Below are 25,006 nucleotides of genomic sequence, written 5' to 3'. Positions count from 1 at the left end.
TTCCGCAGGGTAGTTTCGTGTCCGACCTGTCGGGCGGTGCGGCGGTGATCGGCGGGGGAATGCCCGGGGGGCCGTACGGGCCGAGCGGCCCGGGGCCTGGTTCTGGCGCCGTATCGTGCCGGGGGCGGGCGTGCGGGCCGCCGGGCTGCCGGAATGTTCACCGCTGGCCGGAGGCGTCGCGTTAACCGATTCGAAGGCGCCGGAGACGACGTCGGTATCGCGTCGGTATCCGGGTGGTATCGCGACGGTGCGTTTTTTTCGATCGGTCGCATCGCCCGGTTCGTGACATCACCGTGCGGTGCGGCAACGACGGCGGCGGCGCCGCCCCTTGCAACACGGGGCCGCGTGGGCCATTTAGACGGCAAATGACATGCCCACGCGATGCGGAGGATACGATGCTTGAACTTGGTGGCCAGAGCCAACCCCAGACCGACCTGATCAAGGACGTCTCGGAGGCGAACTTCATGACCGAGGTCGTCGAGGCCTCGCAGAGTGTGCCGGTGATCGTCGATTTCTGGGCGCCGTGGTGCGGCCCGTGCAAGACGCTGGGCCCGCAGCTGGAGGCGGCGGTCACCAAGGCGAACGGCGCGGTCAAGATGGCCAAGGTCAACGTGGACGAGAACCAGATGATCGCGCAGCAGCTGCGGGTGCAGTCGATCCCGATGGTCTATGCCTTCTGGCAGGGGCAGCCGATCGACGGGTTCCAGGGCGCGGTGCCGGGATCGGAGATCGACGCCTTCGTGAACCGCGTGATCGAGGCCGCGGGCGGCGAAGCCGGCGACTCGGGGCTGGAAGAGGCCATCGCGGCGGCGCAGGAGATGCTGGAGCAGGGCGCGGCGACGGATGCCGCCCAGACCTTTGCCGCGATCCTGCAGGAGGACGACAAGAACGCCGCCGCCTATGCCGGCCTGGTGTCGAGCCATATCGCGATGGACGATCTGGAGCAGGCGGAAGCCATCCTGAACGGCGCGCCGGCGGAGATTTCCAAGGCACCGGAACTGGAAGCGGCGGCGGCGCAGCTGGCGCTGGCGCGGCAGGCCGCCGATGCGGGGCCGGTCGGCGAATTGCGCGAGAAGGTGGAGGCGAACCCGGACGACCACCAAGCGCGGTTCGACCTGGCGCAGGCGCTGCACGCCTCGGGCCAGACGCAAGAGGCGGTGGACGAACTGCTGGAGCTTTTCCGGCGCGACCGCGAGTGGAATGACGCGGCGGCGAAGACGCAGCTCTTCACCATTTTCGACGCCCTGAAACCGGGCGATCCGGTGGCGCAGGCGGGACGTCGCAAACTGAGCTCGATGATATTTGCCTGACGGACGGCGCGGGCTACGTCCCCGGACATGATATTACAGGGTGATCTGCCGGAGATAATCCCGGTCTTTCCATTGCCGGGGGCGCTGCTTTTGCCGCGCTCGCGGCTGCCGTTGCACCTGTTCGAGCCGCGCTACCTGGCGATGCTCGAGGATGCGCTGAAGACGCCGCATCGCCTGATCGGGATGGTGCAGCCGGACCCCGGCGCGCGGGCGGGCGAGCACGGGCTGCACCGGATCGGCTGTGCCGGTCGCGTCACGCAGTTTTCCGAGACCGAGGACGGGCGGTACATGATCACGCTGTCGGGCGTGTCGCGGTACCGCGTGACCTCGGAGGTGGAAGGGTTCACGCCCTATCGCCGGGCGCAGGTGAGCTGGGAGGGGTTCGAGCAGGACCTGGAGCCCAGCGACAGTGACCCGGGGTTCAAGCGCAAGCCCTTCATGGATCTTCTGTCGCGCTATTTCGAGGCGCGGGAATTGTCGACCGACTGGGAGACGCTGAAGGAGGCCGAGGACGAGTTGCTGATCAATTCGCTGTCGATGCTCCTGGGGTTCGAGCCGGAGGACAAGCAGGCGCTGCTGGAGGCGCCGAGTCTGTCGACGCGGCGCGAGACATTGGTGACGCTGATCGAGTACGATCTGCGCGCCGGCGACGACAAGGACGTGATGCAATGAGTGAGACCGACCCCACGGCGCCGGAGTTCGACCGGCACATGCTGGAGGCCCTGATCTGCCCGCAGACCCATTCGGTCCTGGAATACGATCCGAAGGCGCATGAGCTGATCAGCCGCAACGCGGGGCTGGCCTTTCCGATCCGGTCGGGGATTCCGATCCTGCTGATCGACGAGGCGCGCACGCTGGACTAGCGGAGTGCGCGCGTGGCGCGCACGCTCTTTTGTCTCGGCGTCGGCCTTTGGCCGCCGCCTCGGGGCGGGGGCGGCGTGACGCTATGACCCGGTCGCCGCGCGGGTGGCGGGCGTCGGAGCCTCCGGCGGGGATATTTTGGGCCAGAGGAAGAGTTGGGCCGGCGTGCTGTGACGTCAGGTGTTCTTGCGGGCGCGGGTGGCCATCACGTCGCGGCCCAGGGTGAGGGTGTAGGCCTCGAGCCGGTGCAGGGCGGTGTCGGCGGCGGGGGCGTCGCGTGCGTCCAGCGCGTCGGCGAGGGCGCTGTGCAGGCCGACGATTTCGCCGCGGGAGCGGGCGGTGAAGGTGATCATGTTCATCAGGGGCTGCATCGCCTCGACCGCGCCGGCCAGCTGGTAGCTGAGCACGGGGTTGTCGGCCGCGTCGACCAGGGCGCGGTGGAGCGCGACGTCGGAGGCGCAGAAGGCCTCGTCGGAGAGGCCTGCCTGCGACTGGCGGGCGATCTCGGCGCGCATGGTGGCGAGGCTGTCGTCGGTGCGGCGCCGGGCGGCGAGGGGGGCGCAGGCGCGTTCGAGCGTGTACCGGGCCTCGCACGCGGTCTCGAAGCTGACGGCGTTCATCGACAAGAGCAGCGTGGAGGTGGTGATGTGCTGGCTGTAGGCGCCCTGGTAGCTGAGCCGGTTGACGAAGGCGCCGCCGAACGCGCCGCGCTGGGTGCGGATCAGCGATTGCGCGGCCAGGCGCTTGAGGGCCTCGCGCACCGTCGAGCGGGAGACGCCGAATTGCTCGGACAGCTCCGCCTCGGACGGCAGGCGTTCGCCGGTGATCATCCGGCCCTCGACGATGGCGTCGCGGATCGCCTCTGCGATCTGGGCAGAGAGATCCTGGCGGGGTTCGGCGGGGCTGGCGGTTTTCATTTGTCAGACCTTTAATTGTCTGACATTCATAAGGGCAAACGTGACTCGAACCAAGGGTGATCTTCTGCATGTCGGCTCTTTCCCTGCGCTCCGTGGCCTGGCTGGCGTTTTTCGCGGCGATCCTGGCGGCGTGGGTGGTGATGTACATGATGGCGACCGGGATGGACCTGGACCTGATCGGGCGGCCGGGGCCGATGGGCGAGACGATGCGGGCGATGCAGCCCGGCATGGAGATGGGCATGGGCGCCGGTATGGCCGGTGAGATGTCGGGTGGCATGAGCGGCGATATGTCGGGCGGCATGGACATGATGGCGATGGACCGGTTCGGGCCGCTTTTCGCCATGTGGGCGATCATGATGGCGGCGATGATGCTGCCGACCATGGTGCCGACGCTGCGCTGTTACGACGATCTGTGCCACAGCGCCGATGGCACGACCGCCGGGTGGCTGGGCGTTCTGGCGGGGTATTCCATCGCCTGGGTCGGGTTCGCGGCGGTGATCGCGTGGGTGCAGATCGCGCTGCTTTATGGCGGCGTGATCGACATGCTGGGGATCGCGAAGTCGTCCTTGATTGCCGGCGGGCTGCTGATCGTCGTGGGCGCGTTCCAGTTCACCCGCGCCAAGGAGCTGTGCCACGGAGTGTGTCACAGCCCGATGACCTATTTCCTGGGGCATTGGCGCACGGGATTTGGCGGCGGCGTGCGCATGGGGCTGGCGCTGGGCGCGTTCTGCGTGGGATGTTGCTGGGGCTTCATGGCGCTGGGCTTCGTGGGCGGCGTGATGAGCCTGCTTTGGATGGGCCTGGCGACGCTTTTCATGGTATTGGAGAAACTGCCGCAGATCGGGCACCGGGTGATCCGGCCGATGGGTGTGGCGCTGATCGCGGGCGGGCTGGCGGTTCTGGCCGCGCCGCTGGTTATGGGAGGATAGAGCATGGCTTTGACACGCCGGAAAGACGCCGACAAGCTGCCGGTGTCGCAGCGTATCGACAACCGGATGGCCAACCCCAAGCGGCGCAAGATGACGCCGACGGACTGGGCGATCAAGGGCGAGCTGTTTCTGAACTGCTCTTGCACCGTGTTCTGCCCCTGCGTGGTGAGCCTTGGGGCGCATCCGCCGACCGAAGGGCATTGTCATGCGTGGATGGCGATTGCGATCGACGAGGGGCATTACGAGGGCGAGGACCTGTCGGGTCTGAACGTGGGCCTGCTGGTCGACATCCCCGGCCGCATGGGCGAGGGCAACTGGAAGGTCGCGGCCTATGTGGACGAGCGCGCCTCTGGCCGCGCCTATAACGGGATCCTTCAGATCTTCAGCGGGGCTGCCGGAGGCACGACGGGGCTGTTCACCATGCTGGTGAGCGAGATCATCGGGGCGGAGCGCGAGAAGGTCGAGATCGTGCGAGACGGCAAGAAGCGGGGCCTTTACATCGGCCGCAAGATCCAGGGCGAGATCGAGATGATCGACGGTGCGAGCCCGGATCATCCGGTGATGGTGACGAACTCGAAATACTGGATGGGGCCGGATATCATAGCCGCGAAGGGCTTGAAGAGCCGGGTGCGGGATTATGGCCGGGTCTGGGATTTCGGCGGCATGTCGGCGGAGGTCTGTCCGATCGACTGGAAAGGACCGAAATAGGGACGCCGAGCATGATCACACCCGAGTATTGCCGCGTGATGGCGCGGTACAACGCATGGCAGAACCGGCAGCTGACCGAGGCGCTGGACGGCCAGTCGCTGGAGGTGCTGACCGAGGATCGCGGCGCGTTCTTCGGCTCGATCCTCGGGACGCTCAACCACCTGCTGTGGGGCGACCTGATGTGGATGGCGCGGTTCGATCCGTCGGTCGAGGCGCCCACCGTCGGCGTGAAGCAGAGCGTGGAGATGCACCCGACGCTGGGGGCGTGGAGCGCGGCGCGGTATCACGTGGACGGCAAGATCGGGCATTGGGCCAATTCGCTGCGGGCGATGGACCTGACCGGCCACCTGAGCTGGTATTCCGGCACGCTGGGGCGGGACATGGTCACGCCGCGCAGCTTGTGCGTCACGCACATGTTCAACCACCAGACCCATCACCGGGGGCAGGTCCACGCGATGATGACCGCCGCCGGGCTGGAGGCGCCGGTGAGCGACATGTTCCTGATGCCCGGGGAGGGCTGAGCCGATGCTGGCCTTTGTCCTGGCGCTGGTGGTGATCGGGGCTGTCGCGTTCAGCCTTGGGCGCGGACGCATGGGTGGCCGTTTGGGCGGGGTTGGAAAGAAGCCCGCCAAGCGGGCCTGCAACTGGAGCGAGACCGGCAACAGCAATGGCCGGTTCGTCGAGTATCGTTGCGCTTCCTGCGGGGTCGCTGCCTATTCCGCGACCGGCGACGCGCCGGTGATCTGCAAGAGCAACCTGAAGGGATCTGCCTGATGCCGATGATTTCCCTGTCGCGCCGGTTGCGGCGCACGCCTTTTTCCGACGGTGTCGAGGCCGCCGGGGTCAAAGGCTACACCGTTTACAACCACATGCTGTTGCCGACGGTGTTCCGGTCCATCGAGGAGGATTACCGTCACTTGAAGGACGCGGTGCAGGTCTGGGACGTGGCCTGCGAGCGGCAGGTGGAGCTGCGCGGGCCTGACGCGGGCCGGCTGATGCAGATGCTGACGCCGCGCGACCTGAGGGGTATGACGGCGGGGCAATGTTACTACGTGCCCATCGTGGACGAGACGGGGGGGATGCTGAACGACCCGGTGTCGGTGAAGCTGTCCGAGGACCGTTGGTGGATTTCGATTGCCGACAGTGACCTGCTCTACTGGGTGAAGGCCACGGCGCATGGCTGGCGGCTGGATGTGCTGGTGGACGAGCCGGACGTGTCGCCGTTGGCGGTGCAGGGGCCGAAGGCCGAAGAGCTGATGGCGCGGGTTTTCGGCGACGGGGTGCGCGACGTTCGGTTCTTCCGCTTCGGCGTGTTCGATTTCCAGGGGCGGGACATGGTGATCGCGCGGTCGGGCTATTCCAAGCAGGGCGGCTTCGAGATTTATGTCGAGGGGGCGGATATCGGAATGCCGCTGTGGAACGCCTTGATGGAGGCGGGGCGCGACCTGGACGTGCACGCCGGGTGTCCGAACCTGATCGAGCGGGTCGAGAGCGGGCTGTTGAGCTATGGCAACGACATGACCGACGACAACACGCCGCATGAATGCGGGCTGGGGCGGTTCTGCAATACGCAGAGTGCGATTGGCTGTATCGGGCGTGATGCGCTTTTGCGGGTGGCCAAGGAAGGCCCGGTGCAGCAGATCTGCGCGATTGCCATCGACGGGCCCAAAGTGCCGCCCTGTGACCGGTGGTGGCCGGTGACGGCGAATGGCAAACGGGTGGGGCGGGTGAGTTCCGCCGCGTGGAGCCCGGATTTCGACACCAACGTGGCCATCGGCATGGTTCGGATGACTCATTGGGACGCGGGCACCGAGCTGCAGGTGGAGGCGCCGGATCAGGTCCGGCGCGGGGTGGTGCAGGAAGGTTTCTGGAACTGACGCCCGCTTCGACGGGGGAAGCGAGGGGCCAGCCCCTCGCGCTCCCCGGGATATTTTTGGCCAGAGGAAAAGTGGGGGCGGCTTTGGGGCAGCCCCGCACATACTTGGAACGATGAAAGCGGGGGAGCCTCGCTATGCAAGACAGGAGACTGGACATGTTCAACGCATTGGTTGTCGAGAAGGACGAAGAGAGCGGCAAGACCTCGGCGGAGGTCAAGCAGATCGGAGTGGACGACCTGCCCGAGGGCGAGGTGACGGTCGCGGTCGAGTATTCGACGGTGAACTACAAGGACGGGCTGTGCATCGGGCCGGGCGGCGGGCTGGTGCGGAAGTACCCGCACGTGCCGGGGATCGACTTTGCCGGGACGGTCGAAGACAGCTCGGACGATCGGTACAGCCCCGGTGACAAGGTGGTGCTGACCGGCTGGCGCGTGGGCGAGGCGCATTGGGGCGGCTATGCGCAGAAGGCGCGCGTGAAGGCCGACTGGCTGGTGCCGCTGCCGGGCGGGCTGGATACGCGCCAGGCGATGGCGGTGGGCACCGCGGGCTTCACCGCGATGCTGGCGGTGATGGCGCTGGAGGACCAGGGGCTGAAGAAGGGGCCGGTGCTGGTGACCGGGGCCGCGGGCGGCGTGGGCAGCGTGGCGACGGCGATCCTGGCCAAGCTGGGGCACGAGGTGGCGGCCGTCACCGGGCGGCCCGAGCAGGAGGACTATCTGAAGAGCCTTGGGGCCAGCCAGATCGTGCCGCGCGAAGAGTTGACCGAGGTCACCAAGAAACCGCTGGAGGCGGAAGCCTGGGGCGGCTGCATCGACGCGGTGGCCGGTGCCATGCTGGGCCGGGTGTTGAAGCAGATGGAATATGGCGGCTCGGTCGCGGCCATCGGCCTTGCCGGGGGTGCGGCCATCGAAGGCGCGCTGATCACGCCGTTCATCCTGCGCGGTGTGAACCTCTTGGGGATCGACTCGGTCATGCAGCCTTATGACAACCGCCTGCGGGCGTGGGAGCGGATCGCGAGGGACCTGCCGATGGACAAGCTGGACGAGATGGTGCAGCCCGCGACCCTGTCGGACCTGCCGGGGCTGGGCCGCGACATCCTGAAAGGTCAGGTGAAGGGCCGCGTCGTCGTCGATGTCAACGCGTGACGACCTGACCATCCGGCTGGTGCGCCACGGCGATGCCGACGCGCTCTGGCCGATCCTGCGCGAGGTGGTGCGCGCGGGCGACACCTATGCCATCGAGCCGGACCTGTCGCAGGGCCGGTTGATGGATTACTGGTGCGAGGCCCCGCGCGCGACCTATGTGGCGGAGGCCGGGGGGCGGATCCTGGGCACGTACTACATCAAGACCAACCAGCCCGGCGGCGGCAGCCACGTGTGCAACTGCGGCTACATCACGGCCCCGGCGGCGCGGGGGCGGGGCGTGGCGCGGGCGATGTGCGAGCATTCGCAGGGTGTGGCGCGGGAGCTGGGCTACGAGGCGATGCAGTTCAATTTCGTCGTGACCAGCAATGTGGGGGCCATCGCGCTGTGGACGAAGCTGGGCTTCGAGACGGTGGGGCGGTTGCCGAAGGCGTTTCGTCATCCCAAGCAGGGGCTGGTGGATGCGCTGGTGATGTTCAAGTGGCTGGGGAGCTGAGGCGGCTTGCTCTCTGCGTGATCGGTCGAGAGGCGGCGGTTGACGATGAAGTGCTACTTGCTTGAAGCAAATTACGGCACGCCGGATTTCCTGGATTACGTGTTCGCGCGTGCACCGGACTATGGTGAGCGGATCCACAATGACGATTATGAAGACGAGTGGGTCCCTGGCCGCGATATGAAGTACGAGCACGGCGGGCCATTGTCGTATGGGGCCACGGTCAAGGGTGGTAGGTTTACCGACAAGACCCGTGCCGAGTTCCAGAAGATCTGGTGCGTGAGCAGGCCCAAGGCAGAGCGAAGGTTTGACGTCATAAAGCCATTCGATGCAATCCTCGATTCCATCCCCTTGTTTTCAGAGCGTCTCAAGGACGCGATCGAGGCGGTCGATCCTGCTTTGTTCGAATTCGTGCGCATGGAGCGCACCTGGGATGATGTCCACAAGACGCCGATCGCGGGCGGGCCGTTTTATCTGGCCAATCTTCTGGCACGTCGGGATTGCTGGGATCAGGACCGCACGCGGATCGTGCCTCAGAAGCGGGGCGACGGCAGCTATTTCAACAGGATTTCGGGGTCCGGGCGCGCTGTGCTGCGGTCTCGTGTGGAAGATGCGCTGATCTGGCGTGATACCCTGACCAAAACCGTCGTCTGCACCGATGCGTTCAAGGGGATGGCAGAAGGTGTCGGCTGTAAAGGATGGCGGTTTCGGGAAATCGCCGTGACGGACGACAGGTAGGGCGGTTTCAAGGAGTCCGCGACGGGGCGTTGTCGCGCGACGGGGAAGCAGGGGGATTGGCCGTGGAGGCGCGTGGGTTTTCACCCACCCTACGGGCATGTTTCGGGCGGCGCGGTCACGGGGTAGGGTGGGCAAGAGCCCACAGCGTTGGTCTTGAGCGGGCACCGCGTGGGTTTTCACCCACCCTACGCGGATGGCGCGTCGTTTCGGGAAATCATGGAATCGATGGATCGGGTTCTGGGAAATCATGGACCCGTGAGCGGATTCGTGCGAATCGCGCCATGGAACAGGTGCGGATTCGAGGGTAAATTCGTTGAATTCGCCGCCGTAGACCTCATGTTTCCGTCTGTATGGAGAAAAAAATCGGGAAATCGTGGGAAATATCCATCTGCGCTCCCGACCACCATATATTGTGCTGCGCTTTTGATTGTCCGCTAGGTGGTGCGTCAAAATGGCTCTGATCGACACATAATGTTGATCGGGAAGGGGGTCAGACTCAACATTCTGTAGATGAACGGGCCACTTTTTCGTTGAGTTCCATGAAGTACCATGTCATACCTTTAACCACGATGAGGACGGACACAGGGGCACACAACGACCCCGAACAAAACAAAGACCAGAGCAGGTTTCATACAGGCACCCGCTTCATCAGAACGAAGAGATCCGGCGCGCGGGCGAGCAGACATCCCCCCAGGTGGCGCGCGCAGCTGGACACCCCGCGAGAGCGGGACGAGGGCGGCGGATTGGGCAGTGGCAGCAGCTCAATCCGCCGTTTCGTGTTTTGGACGGCACTTTTGAAACGCGGGGGAACGAGGGACGGGCCGGACAGTGGTTCTGAGCTTCAGAGGCGAGTTCAACCAGAAGGTTGACGGCAAGGGTCGGATGTCGATCCCTGCCGATTTTCGCGCTGTGCTGGCCGATGGTGATCCGCGCTGCCCCGAAGCCCCGCTGCCGCGTGTCGTCGTGCTGCACGGGCCGCATCTGAAAAACTGTCTTCATGCCTACACGATCGACGCCATGGCCGAGATCGAGGACGGCATCCGCAAGCTGCCGCGCGGCTCGGACGCACGCAAACGCGCGAGCCGGATGATTCTGGGCAAGTCCTGGGACACCGAGGTGGACAAGGACGGGCGCATCGTGCTGCCCCAGCGTCTGCGCCAGCAGATCGGGCTGGAAGGCGAGGCGGTGATGGTCGCGATGGGCGACTATTTCGAGATCTGGAACGCGGCCACCTATGACGAGGTCGAGGCGGCCGAGACCGCGGCCTTCCTGGAAGAACAGGATGGCGATTTCGATCCGCTGACCCTGATCGATCCGCCCGGGGAGGGATGAGCGATGGGGAGTGCTGCCGCGAATATCCCCCATGTTCCCGTTCTGATAGAACCGATCCTTCGCGCCGTGGCGCCGGTGGAGGGCGTCTGGCTGGACGGGACTTTGGGCGCGGGGGGCTATACCCGCCGCCTGCTGGAGGCCGGGGCAGACAAAGTGATCGGCGTGGATCGCGACCCGCTGGCCATCGAACTGGCGGCGGACTGGGCGGACGACCGGGTGACATTGGTGCAGGGCACGTTCTCGAAGCTGGATGAGTATGGGCAGGACCTGGACGGCGTGGTGCTGGACCTGGGCGTGTCGTCGATGCAACTGGACCGGGCCGAGCGGGGGTTTTCCTTCATGAAGGATGGCCCGCTGGACATGCGGATGAGCCAGGACGGGCCCAGTGCGGCGGACATGGTCAACGAGATGGACGAGGCGGAGCTGGCCGACATCCTGTTTCTCTATGGCGAGGAGCGGGCCAGCCGCCGGATTGCGCGAGCCATCGTGAAAAAGCGCGAGGATGTGCCGATCGTCACCACGCTGCAACTGGCGGAAATCATTGAAGGATGCCTGCCGCGCCCCAAGCCGGGGCAGGTGCATCCGGCGACGCGCAGCTTCCAGGCGATCCGTATCGCGGTGAACGACGAGTATGGCGAGCTGGTCGAAGGGCTGGAGGCCGCCGAGCGCGCCTTGAAGCCCGGCGGGCAGCTGGCGGTGGTGACGTTTCATTCCATCGAGGACCGGATGGTCAAGCGATTCCTGGCCGAGAAGACGGGGAACACAGGCGGCGGCAGCCGGCACGCGCCGGTGGTGGAGCAGGATCCGCCCACCTTCAGCCAGACCACGCGCAAGGCCATCGGGCCGGACGAGGCGGAACTGGCGGAGAACCCGCGGGCGCGCAGCGCCAAGCTGCGGGTGGCGACGCGGACCGATGCCGCGCCGCGGCCGGTGGACAGGGGGCGCATCGGGATGCCGGTGCCGAAGACGCATAATCGACGAGGGGTGAGGTAATGCGCAGTTTCTTCTATGTTTTGACCGCTGTCATGGTCATCGGCCTGGCCTTCTGGGCCTACCGGGAAAACTACGAGACGCAGGCCGCGCAGGCGCGGTCGGAGGCCGTGCAGCAGCAGATCGCGGACCAGCGGCAGCGCCTGCGGGTGTTGAACGCGGAATGGGCCTATCTGAACCGGCCGGACCGGCTGCGCGACCTGGTGGAGATCAATTTCGATCAGCTGGGACTGTTGCCGTTCCAGCCCTACCAGTTCGGCAAGATCGACCAGGTGGCCTATCCGACCGAGGGGCCTTTGCCGATTTCCAATGTCATCGACGTGATGGAACGGGAGCAGCAGCCATGATCCGTACCCCTTTGCGCCCGCTGGCGCGTATCCTGAAGGCCCGCGAGGAGGGCGAGAACCCCGACGCCATCGAACGCGAGAACATCCGCCTGCGCCACGAGGAGATGCGCGACCGCGCCCGGATGCGGGCCGAAGGCCGGCTGTTGGTGATGGGCGCGTTCTTTGTCTGCGCCTTTGCCGTCATCGGCGGGCGGATGGGCGTGCTGGCCAATACCGACCCGGCCGAGCCGCGCACCGGGTTCGCGGGCGCGGATATCCTGGCGCAACGGGCCGATATCGTGGACCGCGAGGGCCGCATCCTGGCCACGAATTTCGAGACCTACAGCCTTTATGCTCAGCCGCACCAGATGGTGGAGCCGGAACGGGCGGCCGAGGAGCTGGCGGCGATCTTTCCCGACCTGAAGGTCGAGCGGCTGAAGAAGGATTTCACCGGCAAGCGCAAGTTCTTGTGGGTGAAGAAGAAACTGAGCCCCGAGCAGCGCCAGGCGGTGCATGACATCGGCGAGCCGGGGCTGCTGTTCGGGCCGCGCGAGATGCGGCTTTATCCCAATGGCAAGCTGGCAGCGCACGTGCTGGGCGGGGCCAGTTTCGGGCGCGAGGGCGTGCATGCCGCCGAGGTAATCGGCGTCGCCGGCGTCGAGAAGTTCTTTGATAAGCGGCTGCGCGACCCGGCCATGGGGCACAAGTCGCTGCAACTGTCGATCGACCTGTCGGTGCAGTCGGCGGTCGAGCGGGTGCTGCAGGGCGGCATGATGCTGATGAACGCCAAAGGAGCGGCCGCCGTGCTGATGGAAGTGCAGACCGGCGAGGTTGTGGCCCTGGCCAGCCTGCCGGATTTCGACCCCAACGACCGCCCGCGCCCGCCAATCGCCGGGGAAAAGCCCGGCGACAGCCCGCTGTTCAACCGGGCGGTGCAGGGCGTCTACGAGCTGGGCTCGGTCTTCAAGGCGTTCACCATCGCGCAGGCGCTCGACCTTGGGGTGGTGAACCCGTCGACCGTGATCGACACCAAGGGGCCGGTGCGGTTCGGCAAGTACCGAATCCGGGATTTCCGCAACTATGGACCGGAACTGAGCGTCACCAAGGTGCTGGTCAAGTCGTCGAACATCGGCACCGCGCGGATCGCGCAGATGATCGGGATCGACCGGCAGCAGGATTTCCTGAAATCGCTGGGTTTCTTCGAGCCGACGCCGTTTGAGATCGTCGAGGCGGAGGGCGGCAAGCCGCTGTTGCCCTCGAAGTGGACCGACCTGTCGCTGATGACGATTTCCTACGGCCACGGGTTGTCGTCGAGCCCGCTGCACCTGGCGGCGGGCTATGCGACCATCGCCAATGGCGGGCGGCTGGTGAAGCCGACGGTGATCAAGCAGCCCAAGGGGCAGATGGGCCCACGGGTGATGTCGGAACGCGCCGCGGCGCAGACGATGCAGATGCTGCGCGACGTGGTGACCGACGGCACGGCCTCTTTCGCAGAGGTCGATGGCTACGCGGTGGGCGGCAAGACCGGGACGGCGGACAAGCCCAAGCCCACCGGCGGGTATTACGAGGACAAGGTGATCGCGACCTTCGCCAGCGTGTTCCCGGCGCATGACCCGCGCTATGTGCTGGTGGTGACGCTGGACGAGCCGGTGGAGACGACGGGCCCCGAGCCGCGCCGCACGGCGGGCTGGACCGCGGTGCCGGTGGCGGCGGAAATCACACGTCGCGTCGCGCCGCTTCTGGGGCTGCGGCCCGAGATTGAACCCGCGCCATTAACAGGTATAACGCTGACATCGAATTGACGGGTTGAGACAAAGGCCAGAGGCGTGGGGCAAAGCAAATCCTTGGCAGAGCTGGGCCTGACCGCCCAGGGGGGCCGGCGGGCCGAGATCACCGGGCTGGTGGTGGACAGCCGCGAGGTGAAGGACGGGTCCCTGTTCGCGGCGCTGCCAGGCAGCCGCGTGCATGGCGGCGAGTTCATATCCTACGCGTTGCGGATGGGGGCGGCGGCGATCCTGACCGACCCCGAGGGCGTTGCGCTGGCCGCAGAGGAACTGGCCGACAGCGACGCCGCGCTGGTGGTGGCCGAGGATCCGCGTCAGACGCTGTCGTTCGCGGCGGCGCTTTGGTACGGGGCGCAGCCCGAGACGATGGTGGCGGTCACCGGGACCAATGGCAAGACATCGGTGGCGAGTTTCACGCGGCAGATCTGGATGGCGCTGGGGCTGGAGGCGGTGAACCTTGGCACCACCGGCGTCGAGGGCGCATGGGAAGCCCCGCTGGCGCATACCACGCCCGAGCCGATCACGCTGCACCGGGTTCTGGCCGAGGCCGAGGCCAATGGCATCACCCATGCGGCGATGGAGGCGTCGAGCCACGGGCTGGCGCAGCGGCGGCTGGACGGCGTGCGGCTGGTGGCGGCGGGGTTCACGAACCTGAGCCAGGATCACCTGGATTACCACGCCGATTTCGACGATTATTTCAACGCCAAGGCGGGCCTGTTCGAACGGGTGCTGCCCGAGGACGGCGTGGCCGTCATCAACGTCGACGACCCGCGCGGGCCGGGTATGGCGGACGTCGCCTATGGCCGGGGGCAGGACGTGCTGGCGGTGGGCCGGGCCGAAGGGGCGGACCTGCGAATCCTGAACCGGGTGTTCTCGCCCACCGGGCAGACCTTGCGGTTTTCCTGGCGCGGGCAGGTTCACCAGGTGGAGCTGAACCTGATCGGCGGGTTTCAGACCGACAACGTGATGCTGGCCGCCGGGCTGGCCATCGGCGCGGGCGCGGACCCGGACCGTGTGTTTGCCACGCTGCCGGTGATGCGCACCGTGCGGGGCCGGATGCAGCTGGCCGCGACGCGTTCCAGCGGGGCGGCGGTGTTCGTGGATTACGCCCATACGCCCGAGGCGGTGTCGACTGCGCTTTACGCGCTGCGCCCGCATGTGCTGGGTCGGATGGTGGCGATCGTGGGCGCGGGCGGCGACCGCGACCGGGGCAAGCGGCCCCTGATGGGCCGGGCGGCGGCGGAGAATGCCGACGCGGTGATCGTGACCGACGACAACCCGCGCAGCGAGGCGCCCGGTGACATTCGCGCCGCGGTGATGGAAGGCGTGCGCCAGGCGGGCGGCGAGGATCGGGCCATCGAAGTGGGCGACCGGGCCGAGGCGATTTTGCGCGGCGTCGACATGCTGGGGCCGGGCGATGCGCTGCTCATTTGCGGCAAGGGGCACGAGACCGGACAGGTCGTGGGCGACGACGTGTTCCCCTTCGACGATTGCGAACAGGCGAGCGTGGCGGTCTCGGCGCTGGACGGGGGCGTGGCGTGAGCGACTTGTGGACAGCGCGGGAGGCCGTGGCGGCCACGGGCGGGCGCAGCACCTGCGACTGGACCGCGACGGGCGTGTCGATCGACACGCGGACATTGCAACCGGGCGATTTGTTCGTGGCGCTGAAGGATGTGCGCGACGGGCATGATTTCGTGGCGCAGGCGCTGGAAAAGGGCGCGGCGGCGGCGCTGGTTGCCCGCGTGCCCGAGGGCGTGGACGAGACGGCGCCGCTCTTGATCGTGGACGAGGTTCTGCCGGCGCTGGAGGATCTGGGCCGCGCGGGCCGGGCGCGCACCGACGCGAAGGTGGTGGCGATCACCGGGTCGGTGGGCAAGACCTCGACCAAGGAGATGATGCGCGCCGCGCTCGAGGGGCAGGGGCGTACCCATGCCGCCGAGGCGAGTTACAACAACCACTGGGGCGTGCCGCTGACGCTGGCGCGGATGCCGCGCGACACCGAGTTCGCGGTGATCGAGATCGGGATGAACCATCCCGGAGAGATTTCTCCGCTGGCCGTGATGGCGCGCCCGCATGTGGCGCTGATCACCACCATCGCGGCGGCGCACCTGGAGGCGTTCGAGAATATCGAGGGGATCGCGCACGAGAAGGCCGCGATTTTCGACGGGCTGGAGCCGGACGGCACGGCGGTGATCAATGCCGATGTGGGCACGGCGGATATCCTGTTCAAGGCCGCGAGGGCCAAGGCGGAGACGGTGGTGCGGTTCGGCATGTCGGCCGGCGCTGAGATGCGGCTGACGGATATGACGGTGCATGACGCGGCCACCGTGGGCAAGGCCGAGGCCGGGGGCGAAGAGATCCTGTTCAAGGTCGGCACGCCGGGGCGGCATTTCGCGCTGAACGCGCTGGCGGTGATTGCCGCCGCGCAGGCGATGGGGGCGGACCGCGACGTGGTGGTCTGCGACCTTGGGCTGTGGCGGCCCTACAAGGGGCGCGGCACGCGCGAGACGCTGATGCTGGACGCGGTCGATGAGCGGATGTCGATCGAGCTGATCGACGACGCGTTCAACGCCAACCCCACCTCGATGGCCGCGGCGCTGGAAGTGCTGGCCGCCGCCCGCGTGCGCGACGATATCGGACGGGTGGCCGCGGGGCGGCGGATCGCCATCCTGGGCGACATGCTGGAACTGGGCCCCGACGAGGCGCGGATGCACCGCGAGGTCGCGGACCTGCCGTTCGTGAAGGACATACAGGTCATCCATTGCGTCGGCCCGCGCATGAAAACCCTTTACGACGCGTTGCCCGGGGCGCAAAGGGGCCGCTGGGTTGAAACCGCCGGCGAACTGGCCGCCGAGGCGCACCGGCTGGTGGATGCGGGCGACGTGATCCTGGTGAAGGGCTCGAAAGGCAGCTACGTCAGCGAAGTTGTCACCGCGCTGCGCCGGCTGGCGCAGGCCGTCGCGGAAAAAGAGGACGTTTGAATGCTCTACTGGTTAACCGAATTGTCGGATGGCGGCGATGTCTTCAACCTGTTTCGCTATATCACCTTTCGCTCGGGCGGTGCGTTCCTGACGGCCCTGGTCTTCGGGTTCATCTTCGGGCGGCCGCTGATCGACGTGCTGCGCCGGACCCAAGGCAAGGGCCAGCCCATTCGCAGCGACGGCCCCGAGGGGCACCTGGCGAAGTCGGGCACGCCCACCATGGGCGGCCTGCTGATCGTGGGGGCCTTGCTGACCTCGACGCTGTTCTGGGCGCGGCTGGACAACCCGTTCGTCTGGCTGGTGCTGTTCGTCACCATGTCCTTCGGCCTGATCGGGTTCTGGGACGATTACGCCAAGGTCAGCAAGCAGAACCACAAGGGCGTGCCGGGCAAGGTCAGGCTGGGGCTGGGGTTTCTGATCGCAGGCATAGCGGCCTATTGGGCCAGCATGTATCACCCGGAGGAATTGCAGTACCAGCTGGCGCTGCCGGTGTTCAAGGACACGCTGATCAACCTGGGTCTCTTCTTCATCCCCTTCGCGATGTTCGTGATCGTGGGCGCGGCCAACGCGGTGAACCTGACCGATGGCCTCGACGGGCTGGCGATCATGCCGGTGATGATCGCCGCCGTGACGCTGGGGATCATCGCCTATGCGGTGGGGCGCGTCGACTTTACCGAGTACCTGGACGTGCATTACGTGCCGGGCACGGGCGAGATCCTGATCTTCGTGGCGGGGCTGGCCGGAGGTGGCCTCGGGTTTTTGTGGTACAACGCGCCGCCGGCCGCCGTTTTCATGGGCGACACCGGGTCGCTGGCCCTGGGCGGCGCGCTGGGGGCCATCGCGGTGGCCGCCAAGCACGAGATCGTGCTGGGCATTGTCGGCGGCATCTTCGTGGTCGAGGCGCTGTCGGTCATCATTCAGGTGTTCTATTTCAAGCGGACCGGCAAGCGGGTCTTCCTGATGGCGCCGATCCATCACCATTACGAGAAAAAGGGCTGGGCCGAGCCGCAGATTGTGATCCGGTTCTGGATCATCGCGATCATCCTCGCGATGATCGGGCTGGCGACGCTGAAGGTGCGGTGATGGACAAGGTCCGTGACACGAAGGACATGATTTCGGGCATGGCGCCGGTGCGCGACCCCGAGATCTGGCATTTCTGCACGACCGATGACCGGGACCTGGCGGAGCGGGCGCGGCCCCATGCGCTGGCGGTGTTTGCCGAGGACGAGGGCACCTCGCTGATCCTGCCGGACGAGGTGGCGCGGGACCTTGGATTTCCGGTGGAGATGCCGATGAGCCGGATCACCCTGTCGGTGCATTCGGCGCTGGATGGCGTGGGGCTGACGGCGGCGGTGGCAACGGCGCTGGCCGCGGCGCTTATCCCCTGCAACGTGGTGGCGGCCTATCACCACGATCATGTCTTCGTGCCCGAGGAACTGGCCGAGAGCGCGATGACGATCCTGCAAGAGGTCGCGCGGGGCGCCGGGTGATCGCGGGTTTCTGGCCAAGCGTCACGGGATCGGGTAGCGAAGGGCAAACACCAGCCAGGAGGCATGCGGCGTGATACCTGTTCGGGGAGTGGAAGGGCACTGCGTGGCAGTGCTAGGCTTGGGGCGGTCGGGCCTGTCGGCGGCGCGGGCGCTGAGGGCGGGCGGCGCGGACGTGCTGTGCTGGGACGACAACCCGGCCGCGCGGGAGGCGGCTGCCGAGGAAGGCTTCGACATCCGACAGTTTCGCGCGGCGGAGGATTTTGCCGACGTGGCCAGCCTGATCGTCAGCCCGGGCATTCCGCATCTGTACCCCGAGCCGAACAAGGTCGTGGCCGCCGCGCAAGAGGCGGGCGTGCCGGTGGACAACGATATTGGCCTCTTTTTCCGGTCGCTGGCGACGAGCGAGTGGGACAGTTTCGACACCGCCCCGCGGGTCATTGCCGTGACCGGGTCGAACGGGAAGTCGACCACCTCGGCGCTCATTCACCACATTCTCGAGGAAGCGGGGCGCGAGGCGCAGTTGGCCGGGAATATCGGTCGCGGCGTGCTGGATATCGACCCGCCCGGCGATGGCGGCGTGGTGGTGCTGGAACTTTCCAGCTATCAGACCGAGCTGGCCCGCGCGCTGACGCCGGACGTGGCGGTGTTCACCAACCTCAGCCCCGATCACCTGGACAGGCATGGTGGCTTGGGGGGATATTTCGCGGCCAAGCGGCGGCTGTTCGCGGAAGGCGGGCCGGATCGAGCGGTGATCGGCGTGGACGAACCCGAGGGGCTGTTCCTTGCGGGGCAATTGTCTGAGGCGTCGGGCGACGACAGGGTGATCCGGGTGTCGGTGGACCGCAAGCTGACCGGGCCGGGATGGCAGGTCTTTGCACGCAAGGGCTTTTTGTCGGAGTACCGCAAGGGCCGGCAGGTGGGGTCGATCGACCTGCGGCAGATCAAGGGCCTGCCGGGGGCGCATAACCACCAGAACGCCTGTTGCGCCTTTGCCGCGTGCCGGACGCTGGGGCTGTCGCCGCGGGATATCGAACGCGCGATGCAAACATTCGCGGGGCTGCCGCATCGCAGCCAGATGGTGGCCGAGAAGGACGGCGTGCAGTTCGTAAACGACAGCAAGGCCACGAACGTGGATGCGGCGCTAATGGCGCTGCTGGCGTTCGAGCGGATCCGCTGGATCTGTGGCGGGCTGGAGAAGGATGGCGGGTTGGCCGGGCTGAAGGACGGGTTGCCCCACGTGACCAAGGCCTATGTCATCGGGCGCGAGGCGGCGGGGTTCGCGCTGCAGCTCGAGGGCGTCGATGCGGAGGTCTGCACCACCATGAGCCACGCGGTGATGCGGGCGATGGAAGACGCGCAACCCGGCGAGACCGTGCTGCTGGCCCCGGCGGCGGCGAGTTTCGACCAATATGACAGCTTCGAGCGGCGCGGCGAGGATTTCATCGCCGAGGTGAAGGCGCGGCTGTAACGGCGCGCTTGGCAAGAGCCGGACGGCGTGCCAGCATGGTCCCGTATTTCCAGGGAGTATGGGCATGGCGGATCTCTTGAAGGCCGAAACCGTCGCGGAGTTCCGCGCCAAGGGCGCAACGGTGCTGCGCGGCGTGTTCGACGACTGGATGGAGGTGTTGCGGGCGGGGGTGGATTACAACCTGGAGCACCCGGCGCCGAACGCGCGGGACTACCGCACCGAGGAGGGCGGGCGGTTCCTGTCGGATTACTGCAATTGGGACCGGATTCCGCAATATCGCGATTTCATCGAGAACGCGCCCGCCGCGCAGATCGGCTCGGAGCTGATGGGCAGCAGGACGGTGCGGCTGTTCCATGAGCACGTGATCGTCAAGACGCCCAAGACCGGGATGCCGACGCCGTGGCACCAGGATCTGCCCTATTACTGCCTCGACGCCACGCAGACCGTGAGCATCTGGATCCCGATGGACGCGGTGCCGCGCGAGCGGACGCTGGAATTCGTCGCGGGCTCGCATCTGTGGGGCAAGTATTTCCGGCCGCAAAGGTTCGACGGCACGGCGCTCAATGAGAATGATGGGCTGGAGGCGCTGCCCGATATCGACGGGAACCGGGACGCCTATGACATCATCGGCTGGGCGCTGGAGCCGGGTGATGCGGTGGCGTTCGATTACCGCACGGTGCATGGCGCGCCGCGAACAATTCGGCCACGGCGCAGCGGCGGGCGTTCTCACTGCGGCTGGTGGGGGATGACGCCACCTTTGCGCGGCGCGAGGGGATCACCACCTCGCCGCCTTTCGAAAGTGTGACGCTGGCGCATGGGGCGCCCTTGGAGGGGCCGGAGTTTCCGCGGTTGCTCTGAGTGGCAGGAGGTCCCGGATCAGGTCCGGGACGGGGAGGTCCTGGTGTGAGCGTCGTGCGGGCGAGGGGCCAGCCCCTCGCGCTCCCCGGGATATTTGTAGCCAGAGGAAGAGATGGGGTTTTGGCCAGAGGAAGTCTTTTGGCCGGATGAAGAGAAGGTCAGGCTGTGGCGGCGATGGCGGTGCCGGCGGCCCAGCCGGAGGACCAGGCCCACTGGAAATTGTAGCCGCCGAGCCAGCCGGTGACGTCAACGGCCTCGCCGATCATGTAGAGGCCGGGGACGTCGCGGCTTTGCATGGTCTTCGATGAAATGCGGTCGGTGGCGATGCCGCCCAGGGTGACCTCGGCGGTGCGGTAGCCTTCGGAGCCGTTGGGTTTGAGCTGCCACTGGCGCAGGGCATCGGTGATCTGCGTCAGCCGCGCGTCGGATTGATCCGCGAGATTGCCTGTGAGGGCCAGTGAGGGAGCCAGATGCTCGACCAGGCGGGCGGGGAGGTGACGGGCAAGCTCGGTGGTCAGGGCACGGCGGCCTTCGGCCTGGCGCTGGGTGCGGAGGGTGTCGTAGAGGCTGGCGTCGGGGTCGAGGTCGAGGGTGATGGCCTCGCCTTCGTGCCAGTAGGACGAGGCTTGCAGGATGGCGGGGCCGGAGAGGCCGCGATGGGTGAAGAGGACGGCCTCGGTGAAGCTGGTATCGCCTGCGGTGACGCGGGCGGGGGCGGCGACGCCGGAGATGGGGGCGAAGCGCTGATCGGAGAAGGTGAGCGGGACGAGGGCGGGGCGCGTGTCGGTGACGGGATGGCCGAACTGGCGGGCGATCTCGTAGGCGAGGCCGGTGGCGCCCATGGCCGGGATCGACTTGCCGCCCGTGGCCAGCACGAGGTTGCGGGCGGTGACGGTATGGCGTGCCCCTTCGCGGTCGAGCGTGACGGTGAAGTGCGTGCCGTCATGGGAGATTTCGCCAACATTGGTTTGCAGCCAGAGGTCGGCGCCCGCCGCCGTAATCTCGTCGCGCAGCATCTGGATGATCTGGGGGGATTTTCCGTCGCAGAAAAGCTGGCCCAGCGTCTTTTCGTGCCAGGTGATGCCGTGGCGCGCGACGAGGTCGATGAAATCCCACTGGGTGTAGCGGCTGAGCGCGGATTTGTGGAAATGCGGGTTCTGCCCGAGGAAGTTCGCGGGCGCGGTGTGGAGGTTGGTGAAATTGCAGCGCCCGCCGCCGGAGATGCGGATCTTTTCGCCCGGGGCCTTGGCATGATCCACCACGAGTGTGCCCGGGCCAGCATGGGCTGCGCACATCATGCCGGCGGCGCCGGCGCCGAGGATGAGGGTGGTGACGTTCATGTCTTCCCCGTGCCCCAGCGGGGCCGGGTCGTCAAGGCGGCGTGGCTTTGTACGGTTCCTGTCATTGGAACACTGGACTTTCGGGGGGTGTTGACGTCTCGCAACCCAAGACAAACGGAGGAGTCACATGAACATCCAAACACGACACGAAATGCTGACTGCTCAGGACGAGTATCCGACCCGTGTGCCGGGCGAGGAACGACTGAGTGAGCGCAAGGACCCTGTCCTTTGGTCGGAATGGTCCGAGGACGCGCCGATCGGCAAGGACGAGGCGGAGCATTACGCCGAGAACGGATACCTCGTGCGGCGCGACATGTTCGACGCGGACGAGCTGAAGGTGCTGACCGAAACCGCGGACATGCTGCGCGAGGGCGGTGGGGACATTCCCGACAACGACCTGATCCGCGAGCCCGACAGCGACGCGGTGCGCACGGTCTTTCGCCTCGACGAGCATTCCAAGGCATTCCGCCGTCTGGCCTGCGATCGCCGCCTGGCTGGCGTGGCCGAGTTCCTTCTGGGCGACGAAGTGTACCTGCACCAGTCGCGGCTGAACTACAAACCGGGGTTCGCCGGCAAGGAATTCTACTGGCACTCGGATTTCGAGACCTGGCATGCCGAGGACGGGATGCCGCGGATGCGCGCGGTGTCGGCCTCGGTGCTGCTGACGCCGAACGGGCCCCACAACGGCCCGCTCTTGCTGGTGCCGGGATCGCAGGACGTGTTCATCAGCTGCGTCGGCGAGACGCCCGAGGACAACCACGAAACCTCGCTGAAAGAGCAGAAGGTGGGCGTGCCGCAGCCCGGCACGATCGACCGGATGGCGCAAAAGGCGGGCGGCATCGCGTCGGCCGAAGGGGACACCGGCACGGTGATCTTCTTTGACTGCAACACGCTGCACGGCTCGAACGGGAACATTACGCCCGATCCGCGGGCCAACGCGTTCTTCGTCTACAACGCGATGTCGAACGCGCTGACGCGGCCCTATGCGGCCCGTGGCCCGCGGCCCGATTTCCTGGCCAACCGCGAGGCGCCGCAGGCGATCCGCACGATTTCGGGAAAACTGACCGGCTGAAGACGGCCCGGTGGGGCGCAGAACGCTTCCCACCGGGCAAAACTGCTGCTATACTGGACCGAACGCCCCCGGAAAAAGAGGGGCAAGAGGCAGTGTTCGGCGGATTCAAATGACAGACATGGTGTATGGTGCGGCCCCCGTGCAGGGCGGCGAACCGATCCTCCCAAAATGGTGGCGGACCCTCGACAAGTGGTCGATCTCCTGCGTGCTCATCCTCTTCGGGATCGGGCTTTTGCTGGCGCTGGCGGCCTCGGTGCCGCTGGCCGAGAAGAACGGGTTCGAGCAGTTCCATTACGTGAAACGGCAGGCGGCGTTCGGCTTCATGGCGTTGGCGGCGATGCTGCTGACCTCGATGATGAGCCCGCTGCTGGTGCGGCGGCTGTCGGTCGTGGGGTTTGTGATAGCCTTCATCGCGCTGGCGATGCTGCCGTTCTTCGGTACGGATTTCGGCAAGGGGGCCATGCGGTGGTACAGCCTTGGCTTTGCAAGCTTGCAGCCCTCGGAGTTTCTCAAGCCCGGTTTCGTGGTGGTGGCCGCCTGGATGATGGCCGCCAGCAAGGAGATCAACGGACCGCCGGGGATGCGGTTGAGTTTCTTCATGGCGGTGATCATCGTGCTGATGCTGGCGATGCAGCCCGATTTCGGGCAGGCCTGCCTGGTGCTGTTCGGCTGGGGGGTGATGTATTTCGTGGCCGGCGCGCCGATCGTGCTGTTGGTGCTGATCGCGGGCGTCGTGGTCTTCGCGGGCTCGCTGGCCTATTCCAACTCGGAACACTTCGCGCGGCGGATCGACGGATTCCTGAGCCCGGATGTGGACCCCAACACGCAGCTGGGCTTTGCCACCAACGCGATCCGCGAGGGCGGGTTCTTCGGCGTGGGCGTGGGCGAAGGCTCGGTCAAGTGGTCGCTGCCCGACGCTCATACGGATTTCATCATCGCCGTTGCCGCCGAGGAATACGGGCTGATCCTGGTGCTGGCGATCATCGTTCTTTACGCCAGTATCGTCGTGCGCTCGCTGAGCCGGCTGATGCGCGAGCGGGACCCGTTCATCCGGCTGGCAGGCACGGGGCTGGTGGCGATGTTCGGCGTGCAGGCGATGATCAACATGGGCGTCGCCGTGCGGCTGTTGCCCGCCAAGGGCATGACGCTGCCTTTCGTCAGCTATGGCGGGTCGTCCCTGATCGCCACGGGGATCGCGGTGGGAATGCTATTCGCCTTTACCCGCAGCCGTCCGCAGGGCGAGATCAACGACATCCTGAGGGCGCGTCCGAGATGAGCGAACGGCAGCCTCTTCTGGTCATCGCGGCAGGTGGCACGGGCGGGCACATGTTTCCCGCGCAGAGCCTGGCCGAGGCGATGCTGCGACGGGGCTGGCGGGTGAAGCTGTCGACCGATCCGCGCGGCGCGCGGTATACCGGGGGCTTTCCGCATTCGGTCGAGATCGAGCAGGTGGCGAGCGCCACCTTTGCGCGCGGCGGGATCTTCAACAAGCTGGTGGCGCCGTTTCACATCCTGGGCGGGGTGCTGGGCGCGACCTTTCGCATGATGCGCGACAAGCCGGACGTGGTGGTGGGGTTTGGCGGGTATCCAACGATCCCGGCGCTGTCTGCGGCGATGATCCTGCGGCGGCCCCGGATGATCCATGAACAGAACGGCGTGCTGGGGCGGGTGAACAAGCTTTTCGCCAAGCGCGTGGACAGGGTGCTGTGCGGCACGTGGCCCACGTCGCTGCCCGAGGGCGTGGAGGGCACGCATGTGGGCAACCCGGTGCGGCTGGCGGTGCATGAACGCGCGGGGGCGGGGTATATTCCGCCCGGCGATTACCCTATGTCGATCCTGGTGATCGGGGGCAGCCAGGGCGCGCGCATCCTGAGCGACGTGGTACCGCCCGCGATAGCGAACCTGCCGATGGACGTGCTGCGCAACATCCGCGTGAGCCACCAGGCGCGGGACGAGGATGGCGAGCGGGTGGCGACGCTCTATGCCGAGAACGGGATCGACGCCGATGTGCAGCCCTTCTTTCGCGATGTGCCCGCGCGCATGTCCGAGGCGCAACTGGTGATCAGTCGGGCGGGGGCGAGCAGCGTGGCCGACATCTCGGTCATCGGGCGGCCCGCGATCCTGATCCCCTTTGCCGCCGCGACGGAAGATCACCAGGCGGCGAACGCCAAGGGATTGTCCAAGGCCGGGGGCGCGATCGTCATCCCGGAATCGCGGCTTGAGGTCGAGGCGCTTTCGGAGCAGATAGCCTCGGTACTGACGAATCCCCAAGGGGCGAGCCAGATGGCACGGGCGGCGCTGAGCGTGGGCATGCCCGACGCGGCACAGGCGCTGGCGGAAATAACAGAAGAACTGGCACGGAGCAGACAGTCATGAGGGACCTTTCATTC

26 protein-coding genes are annotated in these 25,006 nt (G+C 66.6%); 24 read left to right on the top strand and 2 right to left on the bottom strand.

Annotated features, from left to right (window positions below):
* Window positions 1-395 precede the first annotated feature (395 nt).
* The 3 genes from ACQY4V_RS09990 to ACQY4V_RS09980 are packed head-to-tail and all read left to right on the top strand — an operon-like array spanning window position 396 to window position 2,173.
* Window positions 396-1,310 carry a tetratricopeptide repeat protein gene (locus tag ACQY4V_RS09990; protein WP_428517025.1) on the top strand — a complete coding sequence of 305 codons (915 nt, stop codon included), beginning with the start codon at window positions 396-398 and terminating at the stop codon, window positions 1,308-1,310.
* Window positions 1,311-1,337: 27 nt separating this feature from the next.
* A complete protein-coding gene (locus ACQY4V_RS09985) occupies window positions 1,338-1,982 on the top strand; it encodes an LON peptidase substrate-binding domain-containing protein (RefSeq protein ID WP_152492915.1) in 645 nt (214 codons plus the stop codon).
* Window positions 1,979-2,173 carry a Trm112 family protein gene (locus ACQY4V_RS09980; RefSeq protein WP_428517023.1) on the top strand — a complete coding sequence of 65 codons (195 nt, stop codon included), beginning with the start codon at window positions 1,979-1,981 and terminating at the stop codon, window positions 2,171-2,173. The genes ACQY4V_RS09985 and ACQY4V_RS09980 overlap by 4 nt, the downstream gene beginning before the upstream one ends.
* Window positions 2,174-2,347: 174 nt before the next feature.
* Here ACQY4V_RS09980 and ACQY4V_RS09975 read toward each other — a convergent pair whose 3' ends face one another.
* Window positions 2,348-3,088, bottom strand: a complete 741-nt coding sequence (locus ACQY4V_RS09975; protein ID WP_428517021.1) for a FadR/GntR family transcriptional regulator — start codon at window positions 3,086-3,088, stop codon at window positions 2,348-2,350.
* Between the two features lie 68 nt (window positions 3,089-3,156).
* Here ACQY4V_RS09975 and ACQY4V_RS09970 point away from each other — a divergent pair, with 68 nt between their 5' ends.
* From ACQY4V_RS09970 to ACQY4V_RS09885, 18 genes are all read left to right on the top strand, one after another.
* Entirely contained in the window at window positions 3,157-4,017 is an 861-nt protein-coding gene (locus ACQY4V_RS09970) for a DUF2182 domain-containing protein (RefSeq protein ID WP_428517019.1), read from the top strand.
* Between the two features lie 3 nt (window positions 4,018-4,020).
* The gene (locus ACQY4V_RS09965) at window positions 4,021-4,725 is read left to right on the top strand and encodes a DUF1326 domain-containing protein (protein ID WP_428517018.1); all 705 of its coding nucleotides are present in this window, start codon (window positions 4,021-4,023) and stop codon (window positions 4,723-4,725) included.
* Window positions 4,726-4,736: 11 nt separating this feature from the next.
* The gene (locus ACQY4V_RS09960) at window positions 4,737-5,246 is read left to right on the top strand and encodes a DinB family protein (RefSeq protein WP_428517016.1); all 510 of its coding nucleotides are present in this window, start codon (window positions 4,737-4,739) and stop codon (window positions 5,244-5,246) included.
* Window positions 5,247-5,250: 4 nt separating this feature from the next.
* Window positions 5,251-5,499: a hypothetical protein gene (locus ACQY4V_RS09955; RefSeq protein WP_428517014.1), complete on the top strand. Its 249-nt coding sequence runs from the start codon at window positions 5,251-5,253 to the stop codon at window positions 5,497-5,499.
* Entirely contained in the window at window positions 5,499-6,602 is a 1,104-nt protein-coding gene (locus ACQY4V_RS09950) for a dimethylsulfoniopropionate demethylase (RefSeq protein ID WP_428517012.1), read from the top strand. The genes ACQY4V_RS09955 and ACQY4V_RS09950 overlap by 1 nt, the downstream gene beginning before the upstream one ends.
* A 155-nt stretch (window positions 6,603-6,757) precedes the next feature.
* Entirely contained in the window at window positions 6,758-7,747 is a 990-nt protein-coding gene (acuI, locus tag ACQY4V_RS09945; protein WP_428517213.1) for an acryloyl-CoA reductase, read from the top strand.
* Window positions 7,734-8,240: an N-acetyltransferase family protein gene (locus tag ACQY4V_RS09940; RefSeq protein WP_428517011.1), complete on the top strand. Its 507-nt coding sequence runs from the start codon at window positions 7,734-7,736 to the stop codon at window positions 8,238-8,240. Before acuI ends, ACQY4V_RS09940 begins: the two co-directional genes overlap by 14 nt.
* A gap of 45 nt (window positions 8,241-8,285) precedes the next feature.
* Entirely contained in the window at window positions 8,286-8,975 is a 690-nt protein-coding gene (locus ACQY4V_RS09935) for an imm11 family protein (RefSeq protein WP_428517009.1), read from the top strand.
* An 828-nt stretch (window positions 8,976-9,803) separates the two neighbouring features.
* The gene (locus ACQY4V_RS09930) at window positions 9,804-10,307 is read left to right on the top strand and encodes a division/cell wall cluster transcriptional repressor MraZ (protein ID WP_428517007.1); all 504 of its coding nucleotides are present in this window, start codon (window positions 9,804-9,806) and stop codon (window positions 10,305-10,307) included.
* 3 nt (window positions 10,308-10,310) lie between these two features.
* A complete protein-coding gene (gene rsmH, locus ACQY4V_RS09925) occupies window positions 10,311-11,300 on the top strand; it encodes a 16S rRNA (cytosine(1402)-N(4))-methyltransferase RsmH (protein ID WP_428517005.1) in 990 nt (329 codons plus the stop codon).
* Window positions 11,300-11,644: a cell division protein FtsL gene (gene ftsL, locus ACQY4V_RS09920; protein WP_152497975.1), complete on the top strand. Its 345-nt coding sequence runs from the start codon at window positions 11,300-11,302 to the stop codon at window positions 11,642-11,644. Before rsmH ends, ftsL begins: the two co-directional genes overlap by 1 nt.
* Window positions 11,641-13,425 carry a peptidoglycan D,D-transpeptidase FtsI family protein gene (locus ACQY4V_RS09915; RefSeq protein ID WP_428517003.1) on the top strand — a complete coding sequence of 595 codons (1,785 nt, stop codon included), beginning with the start codon at window positions 11,641-11,643 and terminating at the stop codon, window positions 13,423-13,425. The genes ftsL and ACQY4V_RS09915 overlap by 4 nt, the downstream gene beginning before the upstream one ends.
* Before the next feature lie 42 nt (window positions 13,426-13,467).
* Window positions 13,468-14,949: a UDP-N-acetylmuramoyl-L-alanyl-D-glutamate--2,6-diaminopimelate ligase gene (locus tag ACQY4V_RS09910; RefSeq protein ID WP_428517001.1), complete on the top strand. Its 1,482-nt coding sequence runs from the start codon at window positions 13,468-13,470 to the stop codon at window positions 14,947-14,949.
* On the top strand, window positions 14,946-16,388 hold the full coding sequence (locus ACQY4V_RS09905; RefSeq protein WP_428516999.1) for a UDP-N-acetylmuramoyl-tripeptide--D-alanyl-D-alanine ligase: 1,443 nt from the start codon (window positions 14,946-14,948) through the stop codon (window positions 16,386-16,388). The genes ACQY4V_RS09910 and ACQY4V_RS09905 overlap by 4 nt, the downstream gene beginning before the upstream one ends.
* Window positions 16,389-17,471: a phospho-N-acetylmuramoyl-pentapeptide-transferase gene (gene mraY, locus ACQY4V_RS09900; protein ID WP_222450656.1), complete on the top strand. Its 1,083-nt coding sequence runs from the start codon at window positions 16,389-16,391 to the stop codon at window positions 17,469-17,471. It abuts the gene before it with no gap.
* On the top strand, window positions 17,471-17,878 hold the full coding sequence (locus ACQY4V_RS09895) for an ACT domain-containing protein (protein ID WP_428516997.1): 408 nt from the start codon (window positions 17,471-17,473) through the stop codon (window positions 17,876-17,878). The genes mraY and ACQY4V_RS09895 overlap by 1 nt, the downstream gene beginning before the upstream one ends.
* 70 nt (window positions 17,879-17,948) lie before the next feature.
* Window positions 17,949-19,346 carry a UDP-N-acetylmuramoyl-L-alanine--D-glutamate ligase gene (gene murD / locus ACQY4V_RS09890; RefSeq protein WP_428516995.1) on the top strand — a complete coding sequence of 466 codons (1,398 nt, stop codon included), beginning with the start codon at window positions 17,949-17,951 and terminating at the stop codon, window positions 19,344-19,346.
* 64 nt (window positions 19,347-19,410) lie between these two features.
* Window positions 19,411-20,151, top strand: coding sequence for a phytanoyl-CoA dioxygenase family protein (locus tag ACQY4V_RS09885; protein ID WP_428516993.1), 741 nt, complete (start codon window positions 19,411-19,413; stop codon window positions 20,149-20,151).
* A 211-nt stretch (window positions 20,152-20,362) separates the two neighbouring features.
* Here the strand turns inward: ACQY4V_RS09885 and ACQY4V_RS09880 are convergent, their stop codons facing one another.
* A complete protein-coding gene (locus ACQY4V_RS09880) occupies window positions 20,363-21,544 on the bottom strand; it encodes an NAD(P)/FAD-dependent oxidoreductase (RefSeq protein WP_428516991.1) in 1,182 nt (393 codons plus the stop codon).
* A 127-nt stretch (window positions 21,545-21,671) separates the two neighbouring features.
* Here ACQY4V_RS09880 and ACQY4V_RS09875 point away from each other — a divergent pair, with 127 nt between their 5' ends.
* The 3 genes from ACQY4V_RS09875 to ACQY4V_RS09865 all read left to right on the top strand — a co-directional run bounded on the left by ACQY4V_RS09875 (window position 21,672) and on the right by ACQY4V_RS09865 (window position 24,992).
* Window positions 21,672-22,616 carry a phytanoyl-CoA dioxygenase family protein gene (locus ACQY4V_RS09875; RefSeq protein WP_428516989.1) on the top strand — a complete coding sequence of 315 codons (945 nt, stop codon included), beginning with the start codon at window positions 21,672-21,674 and terminating at the stop codon, window positions 22,614-22,616.
* A gap of 109 nt (window positions 22,617-22,725) precedes the next feature.
* Window positions 22,726-23,892 carry a putative lipid II flippase FtsW gene (gene ftsW / locus ACQY4V_RS09870; RefSeq protein WP_428516987.1) on the top strand — a complete coding sequence of 389 codons (1,167 nt, stop codon included), beginning with the start codon at window positions 22,726-22,728 and terminating at the stop codon, window positions 23,890-23,892.
* The gene (locus ACQY4V_RS09865; RefSeq protein WP_428516985.1) at window positions 23,889-24,992 is read left to right on the top strand and encodes a UDP-N-acetylglucosamine--N-acetylmuramyl-(pentapeptide) pyrophosphoryl-undecaprenol N-acetylglucosamine transferase; all 1,104 of its coding nucleotides are present in this window, start codon (window positions 23,889-23,891) and stop codon (window positions 24,990-24,992) included. The genes ftsW and ACQY4V_RS09865 overlap by 4 nt, the downstream gene beginning before the upstream one ends.
* Window positions 24,993-25,006 lie beyond the last annotated feature (14 nt).

Source organism: Roseovarius sp. (genome assembly GCF_965277045.1).
In the GTDB taxonomy this organism is placed as follows: Bacteria; Pseudomonadota; Alphaproteobacteria; order Rhodobacterales; family Rhodobacteraceae; genus Roseovarius.
The sequence above is the reverse complement of the archived record's forward strand: the minus strand, read 5'-3'. Positions and strand labels throughout refer to the sequence as shown.